General features: G+C 56.4%; 11 protein-coding genes and 1 pseudogene. 7 read left to right on the plus strand and 5 right to left on the minus strand.

Translation table 11 applies throughout. The features are described 5' to 3' along the window. Nucleotides 1–194: 194 nt before the first annotated feature. Genes ghrA through E0E17_RS15020 form a run of 3 tightly spaced genes read left to right on the plus strand, consistent with a single transcriptional unit; the run spans nt 195 to nt 2,498 of the window. Complete coding sequence (gene ghrA, locus E0E17_RS15010) at nt 195–1,133, plus strand: glyoxylate/hydroxypyruvate reductase GhrA (protein WP_130834816.1); 939 nt, start codon at nt 195–197, stop codon at nt 1,131–1,133. A gap of 48 nt (nt 1,134–1,181) precedes the next feature. Then, nucleotides 1,182–1,919: a phosphatase gene (locus E0E17_RS15015; RefSeq protein WP_130834817.1), complete on the plus strand. Its 738-nt coding sequence runs from the start codon at nt 1,182–1,184 to the stop codon at nt 1,917–1,919. A 27-nt stretch (nt 1,920–1,946) separates the two neighbouring features. Then, entirely contained in the window at nt 1,947–2,498 is a 552-nt protein-coding gene (locus E0E17_RS15020; RefSeq protein WP_130834818.1) for a TorD/DmsD family molecular chaperone, read from the plus strand. A 3-nt stretch (nt 2,499–2,501) separates the two neighbouring features. Here the strand turns inward: E0E17_RS15020 and E0E17_RS15025 are convergent, their stop codons facing one another. Beyond that, on the minus strand, nt 2,502–3,866 hold the full coding sequence (locus tag E0E17_RS15025) for a CoA transferase (protein ID WP_130834819.1): 1,365 nt from the start codon (nt 3,864–3,866) through the stop codon (nt 2,502–2,504). 55 nt (nt 3,867–3,921) lie between these two features. Continuing rightward, a complete protein-coding gene (locus E0E17_RS15030; RefSeq protein ID WP_130834820.1) occupies nt 3,922–4,806 on the minus strand; it encodes a DMT family transporter in 885 nt (294 codons plus the stop codon). Nucleotides 4,807–4,985: 179 nt separating this feature from the next. Here E0E17_RS15030 and E0E17_RS15035 point away from each other — a divergent pair. From E0E17_RS15035 to E0E17_RS15045, 3 genes and pseudogenes are all read left to right on the plus strand, one after another. Further along, nucleotides 4,986–5,708 (plus strand): annotated as a pseudogene (locus E0E17_RS15035) (glutamine amidotransferase). 213 nt (nt 5,709–5,921) lie between these two features. Further along, the gene (gene exaC / locus E0E17_RS15040) at nt 5,922–7,442 is read left to right on the plus strand and encodes an acetaldehyde dehydrogenase ExaC (protein ID WP_130834821.1); all 1,521 of its coding nucleotides are present in this window, start codon (nt 5,922–5,924) and stop codon (nt 7,440–7,442) included. Nucleotides 7,443–7,761: 319 nt separating this feature from the next. Beyond that, the gene (locus E0E17_RS15045) at nt 7,762–7,956 is read left to right on the plus strand and encodes a hypothetical protein (RefSeq protein ID WP_130834822.1); all 195 of its coding nucleotides are present in this window, start codon (nt 7,762–7,764) and stop codon (nt 7,954–7,956) included. A gap of 121 nt (nt 7,957–8,077) precedes the next feature. Here the strand turns inward: E0E17_RS15045 and E0E17_RS15050 are convergent, their stop codons facing one another. Both E0E17_RS15050 and E0E17_RS15055 read right to left on the minus strand, forming a co-directional pair. Beyond that, the gene (locus E0E17_RS15050) at nt 8,078–8,878 is read right to left on the minus strand and encodes a MetQ/NlpA family ABC transporter substrate-binding protein (protein ID WP_130834823.1); all 801 of its coding nucleotides are present in this window, start codon (nt 8,876–8,878) and stop codon (nt 8,078–8,080) included. 95 nt (nt 8,879–8,973) lie between these two features. Then, complete coding sequence (locus tag E0E17_RS15055) at nt 8,974–9,558, minus strand: CGNR zinc finger domain-containing protein (RefSeq protein WP_130834824.1); 585 nt, start codon at nt 9,556–9,558, stop codon at nt 8,974–8,976. Between the two features lie 189 nt (nt 9,559–9,747). Between E0E17_RS15055 and E0E17_RS15060 the strand changes: the two genes are divergently transcribed. Beyond that, complete coding sequence (locus E0E17_RS15060; protein WP_130834825.1) at nt 9,748–10,629, plus strand: alpha/beta fold hydrolase; 882 nt, start codon at nt 9,748–9,750, stop codon at nt 10,627–10,629. Nucleotides 10,630–10,714: 85 nt separating this feature from the next. On the opposite strand, the gene E0E17_RS15065 is transcribed toward E0E17_RS15060, so the two are convergent. Then, a complete protein-coding gene (locus E0E17_RS15065) occupies nt 10,715–12,256 on the minus strand; it encodes a methyl-accepting chemotaxis protein (protein WP_130834826.1) in 1,542 nt (513 codons plus the stop codon). Nucleotides 12,257–12,431 lie beyond the last annotated feature (175 nt).

Raw genomic sequence — 12,431 nt, forward strand, 5'->3', positions numbered from 1 at the left:
AACTCGTTGACCACCCGAACAACTTTAGTCGTAATCTGCGCATTTAGTCGTGAATGGACCTGGAAATGTGAAGCGGTCGGGATTAATCCGGCTTAGTGACGATAGTTACTGTTTTATTTCCCAGAGGCTGCGTTACGTTTTTCTTGCTCTGAACAACGTTTTACCGGAGTCTTGACAGAAAAAAGGAGGCAGTAATGGAGATCGTCTGGTATCACCCTACATTTGATGAGCAGGAATGGATTACAGGCTTACAGCAGCGCCTGCCCCGGGCGCGCGTTCGCCGCTGGCAGCCCGGCGACAATGCGCCGGCGGATTATGCGCTGGTGCGCTCGCCGCCGCCGGAGATGCTGCAGGGCCGCACGCCAAAAGCGGTCTTTGCCATTGGCGCCGGGGTTGATGATATCCTGCTGCAGCTGAAACACTATCCCGATATGCTCGCCCCCGGCGTACCGCTGTTCCGGCTGGAAGATACCGGGATGAGCCTGCAGATGCAGGAATACGCGGTCTACACCGTGCTGCGCTGGTTCCGGCGCTTCGATGATTATCAGCAACAGCAGCAGCGTTCTCTGTGGCAACATCTGTCAGGCTACGCGCGCGACACTTTCAGCATCGGTATTCTGGGCGCTGGCGTACTCGGTGCCAGCGTGGCAGCCAGCCTGCGACCGTGGGGATTCCCGCTGCGCTGCTGGAGCCGGAGCGCGAAACAGATCGAGGGCGTCACCAGCTTTGCCGGCGCGGCGCAGTTGCACGAGTTTCTTGCCGGCAGTCGCGTGTTGATTAACTTACTGCCCAGCACGCCAGAAACGGCAGGCATCATCAACCGCGAACTGTTGCAGCAGCTGCCGGACGGCGCCTTTGTACTGAATCTGGCGCGCGGTGCTCATGTTATTGAAGAGGATCTGCTGGCCGCGCTGAACAGCGGAAAAATCAAAGGGGCGGCGCTGGATGTGTTTCAGCAGGAGCCGCTGACGGACAATCATCCCTTCTGGACACACCCGCGTGTTGCCATCACGCCACATAATGCGGCGGTTACCCTGCCGGAAGAGGCGATGAATTATATTGCCGGCGCGATTCTCCAGCTTGAAGCAGGTAAAATGCCTGCTGGTCGCGTTGATCTGGCGCGCGGTTACTGATTTTTTCAACCGGGCAGGACGTTACCTGTCCGCTATCAGGAGAACAACATGTATCCCGTTGACCTACATATGCACACCGTCGCCAGTACCCACGCTTACAGCACTTTGCATGATTATGTAGTGCAGGCGAAGCAGAATGGCCTGAAGCTGTTTGCCATTACCGATCATGGTCCCGATATGGCTGATGCGCCGCACTACTGGCATTTCGTGAATATGCGTATCTGGCCGCGTATGATTGATGGCGTGGGCGTGCTGCGCGGCATCGAAGCCAATATTAAAAATGTGCAGGGCGAGATTGACTGCTCGGGTCCGATGCTCGATGCGCTGGATCTGATCGTAGCGGGCTTTCATGAGCCGGTGTTTGCCCCGCAAGATAAAGCGGCGCATACCGAAGCGATGATCGCTGCGATGGCCAGCGGACTGGTACATATTATCAGCCATCCGGGTAACCCCAAATTCCCGGTCGATATCCCGGCGATTGCTGAAGCGGCTGCCCGTTACGATGTGGCGCTGGAGATTAACAACTCCTCCTTTACGCATTCGCGCCCCGGCAGCGAGCCAAACTGTCGCGCTATCGCCGCGGCGGTACGCGACGCCGGTGGACGTCTCGCCTTTGGGTCCGACTCCCATACCGCGTTTACTCTGGGCAATTTTGAACACTGCCTGCGCATTATGCGCGAAGTGGATTTTCCGGAAGATCGCGTGTTAAATGTCACGCCGCGTCGCCTGCTTGATTTTCTCGAAAAGCGTACCGGCAAGCGCATTGAAGAATTTGCTGATTTTTAATCATTACACCGCAAGGAAGGTTGTTGCATGAACGAGTTTTCTATCCTCTGCCGGGTCATCGGCTCGCTGTTTAATCGTCAGCCGCAGGATCCGCTGCTGGTACCGCTGTTTACTCTGCTGCGGGAGGGAAAACTTCAGGCGCAATGGCCACTGGAGCAGGATGCATTGTTAAACCGGCTGCGCGATAACTGCGAGCCGCAGGCGCTGTCGACAGACTATAACGCTTTATTTGTCGGCAGCGACTGCAAGGTGCCGCCTTACGCCTCGCAGTGGGAGAACGGTCCACAGGAAGCGGAGGTACGGGCATTTCTGAGCGCCCGTGGCATGCCGCTGAGCGAGGCGCCTGCCGACCATTTTGGCGTGCTGCTGCTGGCGGCCTCCTGGCTGGAGGATCAGTCCGCGGAAGATGAATCCGCCGCGCAGCTGACGCTGTTTGATGACTTGCTGCTGCCCTGGTGCGGCGCTTTCCTTGGTAAAGTGGAAGCGCACGCTACCAGCGCCTTTTACCGTACGCTGGCTGAGCTGAGCCGTGAAGCCATTCAGGCGATGCGCGAAGAGCTGGCGGAAGAGAGCGAATAACCGTTACCAGCATGGCGGGCTGCTGCCGGCAGGCACGCCGGGCGAGGCGCAGATCAGCGCAGTGCCCGGCAGAAAGGCAGCTGCGCGCAGGCGCTCCCCGAGTCCCCAGCGGGTAAGTTCCATGGGAGCCAGAACATCCTCGCGCGCAGCCTGAATGCCGCTCTGCGTTGCGCCTGCCGGATAACGGTGCTGTTGCAGCAGCAGTGCGGTACGCGCCAGCGAGAGCTGTGCCTGCCAGCCGCTATGGTGCAGCCGCCGCTGGCGCAATCCTTCCAGTACTGCCGCCGCCATCAGATAACCGGTAGCGTGATCCAGCGCCTGCACCGGCAGCGGTGTCGGCGTAGGGCTGCCTTGCCACTGCATGCCGGAATGCGCCAGACCGCAACCCATCTGCACCAGGCTGTCAAAGCCGCGCCGGTTGCGCCACGGTCCCTGCCAGCCCCAGGCGTTCAGGCTGACATCTACCAGACCAGGCGCGACCCGCTGGCGTGTTTGTGCATCCAGCCCCAGATTTTCCAGCGCGTCCGCGCGATAGCCATGCACCAGCACATCCGCCTGTTGCAGCAACTGAAGAAAAGTATCGCGGCCGTGACGCGATTTAAGATCCAGACGGGCGCATCGTTTGCCGCTGTTGATCTCCTCTTCCAGTGTCGGTTCTGCCTGGTCCGGCGGGTCAATACGCAGCACCGAAGCACCGAGACTGGCAAGAAAGCGGGTGGCAACCGGACCGGCGATGACGCGTGTCAGATCCAGCACGCGGATACCGTGTAACGGGCGCGTCTGCGGTAACGGCCAGTCAGGCGGCGGGCCCGGCGCTCCGACGTTGGCGACAATCAGCGGTTCCTGAAGAATCGCCTGGCCCTGCGCATGTTGCTGCCACTCCGCTTCACTGCGCATAAAGGTGGCACAGCCACCCGCATCCACGATCGCCTGCTCCAGCGCCACTTTTTTCCAGTTAAGCAGCGTACGGCTTAACGCCGCACGATCCGCATGCTGCCCGAGCACCGATTCCATGGCCGCGCGGTGATGGGGCGCATTGGTATGCAGCCGTATCCAGCCATCTGCCGTGGCGTAATCGCCGGCAAAGGCATCCCAGAGTACAGGCGCAGGGCGATTGCGTGGCCGGAAACTCTGCTGAAACCAGCGCGAGGCCAGGCGAACGTTGACGCTGACCGGTGCGGGAGAAGCGATAAGATCGGCGGCGGCCCGGGTCGCCAGGCCGATACTGGTGGCCGCCAGTTCACTGACGGCGCAGACAGCGGGAAAAGTAGCGGTATCGTAAAAGTGCAGATCAGGCAGGGAAGCGGCAGAACCGCGCAATCCTTGCCACATCTGCTGCCAGAGAGAAGAGGCCAGCTGATGATCCATACAATAGCTCCAGAAATAACCTTCTCTGAAGCATAGCAACTCCCTGCTCAGGGTGTTAACGGCGGCGCAAATGCGGGAAACGCGCGTGCATACGCAGGTTACGCAGGTTAATCACCGCAATGGCAGTGCCGAGGATCACCAGCAGCGCACCGAAGATTTTAAAGCTGTTCAGGCTGTCGCCCAGCACCACAATCCCCATCAGCACCGCCAGCACCGGGGCCAGCAAAGAGTAGGGCAGGATCAGATTGACGTTGTATTTTTTCAGCAGCCAGTACCAGACCGAATAGGCGACAATCGATGAGGCGAGCGCGCTGTAGAGAATGGCAAACCAGCCGCGCCAGCCCGCCTGCAGCAGAGCATCAACCTGGTGCGCTTCCATAGTCCAGGAGGCGAGGGCGACAATCGGAATCGCCAGAAAAGAGATCCAGCCGGTCATGGTCAGCGGCTTAATGGAGGGCGATTTTTTTACAATCATATTACTTACCGCCCAGCCCGTTGCGCTGCTGAGCAGAATACAGAGCACCCACCAGGCAGGAATGGTCGGGCTACCCGACAGCACCACCACGCCGCTTAACGAAATCATAATCCCGAGCAGCTGCACCGCGGAAAGCCGCTCCTTCAGCACCACTCTGGCCAGCAGCATGGCAATTGGCGTTCCCAGCTGAACCACTATCGCCCCGGTACCGGCATCGGTATAGCGCATACCCACGAACAGTAGCGAGAAGTGCATAAAACCAAAGGTAAAGGCGAGCAACAGCAGCCAGGGAAGCTGCTGGCGCGTAATCCGGCAAAAGGGCACCAGCACGATTGCCACCACCACAAAGCGCATCAGGGTCAAAAACAGCGGCGGCAGCTCAAGTAAGCCCCACTTAATCGCCACGTTATTGAATGCCCATATTGAAACCACCATTAAAACCAGAAAAAAATGCCGCAATGCCACAATATTATCCTTAGCTGATTGACTCGTGCTGCTGTAATGATGGCATGAAGCGAGGGTGGAGAGGACGCAACGGCGGAATATTTTTGCCGGTTATTAGCATGAAAAAATGTAAGACTTTGCGTCAGTTTGCTGTCAGAGTGCTATTTCGCCCCGCCAACCCGGACAGGATACGATTCGGTATGACATTAATCCGCACACTGCCCCTTGCGCTTATTCAGCTTGAAGTTCCACCGTCCCATGTCAGTGCACAAATTGGTGAACAGCCCGCCTGATTTATCGGGGCGCTGTCGCTGCAGCCTGATGAATACCTGATTGTTCGCCCGCATCTGGGCGAGGTGCTGCCCGATTTTCAGCATATCAACGGTGCCATACTGAGCGGCTCCTGGGCCATGGTCACCGATCATGCCGAATGGAGCGAACGCACTGCCGCCTGGATACGTGCCGCCATCGAACACGCACTGCCGCTGCCTGGCGTCTGCTATGGGCACCAGCTGATGGCCTGTGCGCTGGGTGGTAAGGTGGGCGATAATCCGCACGGCTGGGAGCGCGGTTTAACCCTGTTGCAACGCACGTCACAGGGAGAAAACGATCCGCTGCTGAGCGCTTTTCCGGCGCAGTTCAACGCCTGGCTCTCGCATCGCCAGACGGTTATCGCCCCACCGCCGCAGGCGAAGGTGCTGGCCACCTCACGCCAGGATGGCTGCCAGATCCTGCGTTATACGCCCCAGGCTTACCCGGTGCAGTTCCATCCGGAATTTACCCACCACATTATGAATGTCTGTTTGCCGGCAGGCAGTACGGACGATGGGGCGGAGATGGCGGACGTTGACTGGGCACGTTCGCTGCTGATGCGTTTCTGGCAGCAGACGCGCCAGCAGACAATGTGCGCCCGGGGCGCCTGAATCCTTTACTGCCGCCGCAGGCGGCAGGTTGTAACGCTTTATTCCCTTGTCTGGCAGAAAACTGAATATTTCCTTTCCCTTAGCCTGACAATATTTTCCTTCGAGGCGGTCACAGTTTCACGCGCTGCGATCTGACAGGCTGACATCTTTCAGTCATGTTAATAACTGGTTTCATGTTTGTTAAAACAATATCCCTCAGCAAGGAGATTTCCCATGCGTTACGCTGCTCCCGGAGAATCCGGTTCTCTGATTACGCTGCAACAGCAATATGGCAATTTTATTAACGGTGAATTTGTGCCGCCGGTCAACGGGCAATATTTTGTGAATACCTCGCCGGTTGACGGATCGCCAGCTGGCGAGTTTCCGCGCTCCGATCTGGCGGATGTGGAAAAAGCGCTTGATGCCGCGCATGCTGCTGCTGAGGCCTGGGGCAAAACTTCCGTGCAGGCGCGCTCACTGGCGCTGCTGAAAATCGCCGATCGTCTGGAAGAAAATCTGGAATACATTGCCGTTAACGAAACCTGGGATAACGGCAAGCCGGTACGTGAAACCCTGGCCGCGGATTTGCCGCTGGCTGTCGATCATTTCCGCTACTTTGCGGGTTGCATACGCGCACAGGAGGGGAGCGCCGCGGAAATTGATGAATTTACCGCCGCTTACCATTTTCATGAACCGCTCGGGGTCGTCGCGCAGATTATCCCGTGGAACTTCCCGCTGCTGATGGCTGCCTGGAAGCTGGCACCGGCGCTTGCCGCAGGCAACTGCGTGGTGCTGAAACCGGCGGAGCAGACGCCGCTCTCCATTACGCTGTTTGCCGAACTGGTTAAAGACCTGCTGCCGCCAGGGGTACTGAACGTGATTCATGGCTACGGCAAAGAGGCGGGTGAAGCGCTGGCTTCCCATCCGCGGATTGCCAAAGTGGCCTTTACCGGCTCCACCGCGACCGGCGGGCATATTCTTGAGCTGGCGGCCAAAAACCTCATCCCTTCAACCGTCGAGCTGGGCGGCAAATCACCCAACATCTTCTTTGAAGATATTATGCAGGCGGAAGAGAGCTTTATTGAAAAAGCGGCCGAAGGGGTAGTGCTGGGCTTCCTGAACCAGGGGGAAATTTGTACCTGTCCGTCCCGCGCACTGGTGCAGGCGTCGATCTATGAGCCTTTCATGGCTGCCGTGATGAAGCGTTTGAAAACCATTAAGCGCGGCAATCCTATGGATACGGAAACCATGGTGGGCGCCCAGGCATCACAGCAGCAGTTCGATAAGATTCTCTCCTATCTGGACATTGCCCGGCAGGAGGGCGCGGAAGTGCTGCACGGCGGCGAGGTAGAAAAACTGGAGGGCGCGCTTGCCAGCGGCTACTACATCCAGCCAACGCTGCTGAAAGGCACCAACAATATGCGTGTTTTCCAGGAAGAAATTTTCGGGCCGGTGGTGGGAATTACCACCTTTAAAGATGAGGCGGAGGCGATCGCCATCGCGAACGACTCCATCTATGGCCTGGGCGCAGGCGTCTGGACGCGGGATATCAACCGCGCTTATCGCGTGGGCCGGGCGATCAAAGCCGGTCGCGTCTGGACCAACTGCTATCATCTCTATCCTGCACACGCTGCCTTTGGCGGTTATAAAAAATCGGGCATTGGCCGTGAAACGCATAAAATGATGCTCGACCACTATCAGCAGACCAAAAACCTGCTGGTGAGTTACAGTACGCAACCGCTCGGTTTCTTCTGAGTGCGGTAATAATGCCACAGACCTGGCTGTCGGGCCGGGTCTGTGCATCGGGTCGGCATGCGCACCTGTGATCATTCTTAGCCACTGATTTAACCAGGCGATTTCACATTCTGCCGGGAAAAGGCCTAAAATTGTGCCTTATTCGGGCGATCTCATCGACTACGGAGGTGTTAAGATTGCCATCAATACACAAATGACGGATCGGGTAGCGCGCCAGCGGAAATGAGGATATTTCCTGCAGTGAAATAAGGCACATCTTATTTCGGGCAGACTTCCTGACTTCTACACTGCAGTGACCTTCGAAAAAAGGAGACTGAAAATGCGCCCATTTTACGACAATATAAAACTGCACGATGAAGTACTGGATGCGGTAGAAGAGAGCATCATCGCGGTGAATCTGCCGGAATCGCAGAACGATCGTAACAGCGCACTGACATTGCAAGCCCATCAGGCTCACTGGACGCAGCAGCAGGAAGCGGTGCGTCAGCTGGAAGCGCGCCATAGCGCCTGGTAAGCGGCAGAAGGCGTGCTGCCTGGTTCTGCTCACCGCCATCGCGGAAATTTACGCAAAAAAATCCACGCCGCAGCGTGGATTTTGCACATCAGCAATAAACCTGACGCTGCGGCAGTGCGCATCACCAGCCTTTAATGGCATCGCCTTTATAAACTTCCTGCGCTTTTTTCAGCACGGCATCTGACTGGAACACCTGAATTAATTTCCTGATTTTCTCATCATCTTTATTTTCCTGCCGCGTTACCAGGGCATTCACGTAAGGTGAAGCCGCTCCTTCCATGAACAAGCCATCGCGCGTGGCCGATAAGCCAGCCTGGGCGGAGAAGTTGGTGTTGATAATCGAGAGCGAAACGTTGGGATCGTCAAGAGTACGTGTCAACTGTGGGGTATCAACTTCTACCAGCTTCAGGTTTTTCGGGTTGGCGACGATATCCAGCGTAGTGGGTAAATAGCCTACGCCCTCTTTCAGTTTGATGAGTCCCTGCGCCTGCAGCAACAGCAGGCTGCGTCCCAGTGTGGTCGCTTCATTGGAGAGGGTAATAGTCGCGCCATCTTCGAGTTCATCGATCTTCTTCAGCTTATGGGAATAGGCTGCGATAGGGAAAATAAAGGTTTTACTGACCACGGCAAATTGATAGCCGCGCTCTTTCGACTGATCTTCCAGATAGGGCAGACTCTGGAACGCATTGGCATCCACGTCTTTATTTCTTAACGCTTCGTTCGGCAGAACATAATCGTTAAATGAAATCACTTCCACATCGAGCTGGTAGTTATCTTTCGCGACGCGCTGCACTTCCTGCCAGATGGCTTCATCAGGCCCGGTATTAATGGCCACTTTAACTTTATTATCGTTATCAGGCGAACAGGCGGATAACACGAATACCGAGGTTGCCATTAACGCTGAAATCAGTACTTTCCTCATGGGTCATGCTCTCTGTTATTGCGGGCGCAAAAGCGTAGCTCAACGCATAAGATTTGTATATCTTTTCCGGCGGGAAACTTCCCCCTCCGGCAGGGTTATTTCTGCTGCCGGAAACGCGCCACTTTGGCCCGGTTACCGCATAACGCCATACTGCACCAGCGACGGCGATGGGCTTTGGTGCGATCATAAAACCACAGCGTACACTGCGGATGTTCACACTCGCGCACCCGATCAAAGGCTTCATCAGTAAGCAACGTTGCAGCGAGTTCAGCCACAGGTGCCAGCAACTGTAGTGGCGTTTCAGCCCCATAGATGCGCCTGAGCTGCAGTGCCCCCTGCTGATTCCTGACCAGCTGTTGATAGCTGTTGGCCTGCGCCAGATAGCGGTTAAGCGCCGCGGCATCCACAGCTTCACCCGCCTTTTTCTGCTCTACCAGACGCCTGATCGTTTCGCGCAGCGCGCGCGCTTCACACAGTAACTCGCCCGGTTGAGCGGTCAGCGCTGGCGGCTGGAGCGGCAGCCGCGCCGCGTGCAGCCAGGCTTGTACATCTTCATCGCCTTGCCAGCTGTCATGCGCTGCGCCATCCACTTGCGCCACCGTGTTGATGAAATCGAGCGCACCGTGATCGGCAAGAAACAACGGCGCATCGCTGGTATGAGAAGAACTCTTCTGCGGCACGGATCACCCCAAAAACTGAAATACAGGCCGCCATTGTAACCGATAAAACAACAGATAGACAGTTACCTGTCTAAGCGCTCATCCGCTATGTAACTATTAAAAATTATCTTGAATGGTTACATGAATCCTGCATACTGAAAAGCAAGTAACCCTTAAAATCTTAATTAACCAGTTACAAAAGGTGCCCTTATGAGCATGATCCCCACTTACCCTGTGCACTATCGTTTCGCCGACGCAGATGGCGTGCGCATTTTCTATCGTGAAGCGGGCGAACCTGGTAATCCGACCCTGCTGCTGCTGCATGGCTATCCCAGCTCCTCGCACCAGTTTCGGCAGCTGATTCCGCTGCTGGCGGATAAATTCCATCTGGTTGCGCCAGATATGCCCGGCTTCGGTTTTACCGAGGTTCCGGCGGCGCGTCAGTATCGCTACAGCTTTGATGCGCTGGGTAAAACCCTGACTGATTTCGTTGATGTGCTGGGGCTGGAACAGTATGCGCTCTATGTTTTCGATTACGGCGCACCCGCCGGATTGCGTCTGGCGCTGAACTATCCGGAGCGGGTAACCGGCCTGATTTCCCAGAACGGCAACGCTTATCGGGAAGGATTAGGCGAGGCCTGGGCACCGGTACAGGCTTACTGGGCAGACCCCTCGGCGGAAAACCGCCAGGCGGTGCATGACGCTATCCTCCATCTGGAAGGGACGCGCTGGCAGTATCTGCATGGGGTGAAGGAACCGGAAAAAGTCGCACCGGAAGGTTACTATCTGGACGCCTTACTGCTTGAGCGTCCCGGCAACAAAGAGATTCAGCTGGATCTGTTCCTTGACTATGCCAACAACCTGAAGCGCTATCCGGACTTTCAGGCTTTCTTCCGCCGCACACAGTTGCCCGCCCTGATTATCTGGGGAGAACAGGATCCTTTCTTTATTCCAGCAGGCGCGCAGGCTTACCAGCACGATAACGCTAACGCGGTGGTGGAAATGCTGGATACCGGACACTTTGCGCTGGAAACCCATGCGGAGCATATCGCCAGACGTATTCGCGTCGTGATTGGCGGCGAGAAAGGCTGATCGGAAGGGAGGCGCTGCAGTTTGCAGGCGTCCGGGCTGACAGCATCAGGGTGCCGCCAGCCCGGGCAGTTTAGTGCATTGCTGCTCAGGCCGGGGAAGGGCTGTTCTGCAGCACAAAGGTGGATACTGAGGTGTTCAGCTGGGTTGCCTGCTCCTGCAGCGAGTCGCCAGCTGCCGCCGACTGCTCGACCAGCGCGGCGTTATGCTGGGTCATTTCATCAATCTGATTCACCGCCTGGCTCACCTGCTCAATGCCTTTGCTCTGTTCCTTCGACGCCAGCGCGATTTCGCTGACCAGATCGGAGACGCTCTTAATCACCATCTTCACATCGCCGATCGTCTGGCTCACTTCAGTTGCTTGTGAAGAGCCGCTCTCGATTAAAGAAACAGACGTATTGATCAGTTCTTTGATCTCTTTCGCCGCGGAGGAGGAGCGTTGTGCCAGGGTACGCACTTCGCCCGCTACGACGGCAAAACCGCGTCCCTGTTCGCCAGCGCGCGCCGCTTCTACCGCGGCATTCAGCGCCAGGATATTGGTCTGGAACGCAATGCCCTCGATAATAGTGGTGATCTCAGAAATTTTTGTCGAGCCGGCGCGAATGTCGTTAATGGTATGTACCATCTTCTGCACCGCTTTATCGCTGTTCACCGCCATCGAGTCAGCATCTTTGGCGAGGATATTGGCCTCGTGCGCGCTTTCCACATTCTGTCTGACGGTTTCCGTCAGCTGCGTCATATTGGCGGCGGTCTCTTCAATGGCTGCAGCCTGCTCTTCGGTGCGCGCCGCCAGATCGGAGTTGCCAATGACAATCTCACTGGAGGCGGTGGCAACGGCGTCGGCAGATTGCTTGATGCCGCTGACAATACCGGCCAGCTGCAGCTGCATCTCTTTCAGCTGGAACAGCAGGCTGCTGTTATCTTTACGATGCAACTCGACTGAGGAGCTTAAATCGCCGCTGGCGACCTTAGCCGCAATCGACACGGCATAATCGGGCTCGCCACCCAGTTTACGATAAAGATTACGCGCCAGTGACCAGCCCAGGAAGCCAATGACCAGCATCAGGATCACGCCAATCGCCAGCAGGGCGTTAGCGCTGCGCCAGAATTCGGTTTCGATATCGTCAATATAATCCCCGGTGCCGACAATCCAGTCCCAGGGCTTAAACCAGATAACGCCATACAGCTTCTCCACCGGACCGGTAACGCCGGGTTTGGTGCCCTGAGCGGTCAACAAGCCAACGTCATGGCCTTCAAGCGCAGCGCGATAGCGTTCGCCTGCCTCTTTACCGCCTTTCGCATCGACGCTGCCGATACGTTTGGGATCCGGGTGAATGTAGTTGATATCGTTTGCGTATCCGCGCGCCCAAAAATAGAGCTGTTCGTGACGCAAACTGCCGAGCACACGCCGGGCTTCTGCCTGCGCCTGTTCACGGGTAATTTCTCCCGCCTGTTCCTGAGTGTAGAGCTTGTTCAGTGATGAGCGTGCCAGTTCAACCAGCGTAGTGATTTGTCGGGAACGCTCTTCCAGCATGGTCTGCTTTAACGTGGATAGTGAAACTGCCGCGATTGCTGTGACACCAATCAATGCCATAATGCAGAGTAAAAGAATGTGGGATCGAAGTTTCATTGTTATACCTTTTTATTGAACAAGGCGTTAGCCACAAACGTTATCGGCCTGTTAATGAAACACTTTAGCGATAATCACCACTATTAACTTATCAGGAAAAGAGATTAATCAGCGGCGTGCTGTCAGCTTCGTCCGGCGGTGAGATTGAGAATAAGAAGCGTCAGAGCGATGGCAC

It is taken from the genome of [Erwinia] mediterraneensis, from assembly GCF_900604315.1.
Taxonomy (GTDB): domain Bacteria; phylum Pseudomonadota; class Gammaproteobacteria; order Enterobacterales; family Enterobacteriaceae; genus Pantoea; species Pantoea mediterraneensis_A.

What these genes read in the sequence shown, in the direction of transcription:
- E0E17_RS15060 (WP_130834825.1), top strand. Translation starts at nt 9,748, where the DNA reads ATGAGCATGATCCCCACTTACCCTGTGCACTATCGTTTCGCCGACGCA.
- E0E17_RS15025 (WP_130834819.1), bottom strand. Translation starts at nt 3,866, where the DNA reads ATGGATCATCAGCTGGCCTCTTCTCTCTGGCAGCAGATGTGGCAAGGA.
- E0E17_RS15045 (WP_130834822.1), top strand. Translation starts at nt 7,762, where the DNA reads ATGCGCCCATTTTACGACAATATAAAACTGCACGATGAAGTACTGGAT.
- exaC (WP_130834821.1), top strand. Translation starts at nt 5,922, where the DNA reads ATGCGTTACGCTGCTCCCGGAGAATCCGGTTCTCTGATTACGCTGCAA.
- E0E17_RS15015 (WP_130834817.1), top strand. Translation starts at nt 1,182, where the DNA reads ATGTATCCCGTTGACCTACATATGCACACCGTCGCCAGTACCCACGCT.
- ghrA (WP_130834816.1), top strand. Translation starts at nt 195, where the DNA reads ATGGAGATCGTCTGGTATCACCCTACATTTGATGAGCAGGAATGGATT.
- E0E17_RS15020 (WP_130834818.1), top strand. Translation starts at nt 1,947, where the DNA reads ATGAACGAGTTTTCTATCCTCTGCCGGGTCATCGGCTCGCTGTTTAAT.
- E0E17_RS15050 (WP_130834823.1), bottom strand. Translation starts at nt 8,878, where the DNA reads ATGAGGAAAGTACTGATTTCAGCGTTAATGGCAACCTCGGTATTCGTG.
- E0E17_RS15065 (WP_130834826.1), bottom strand. Translation starts at nt 12,256, where the DNA reads ATGAAACTTCGATCCCACATTCTTTTACTCTGCATTATGGCATTGATT.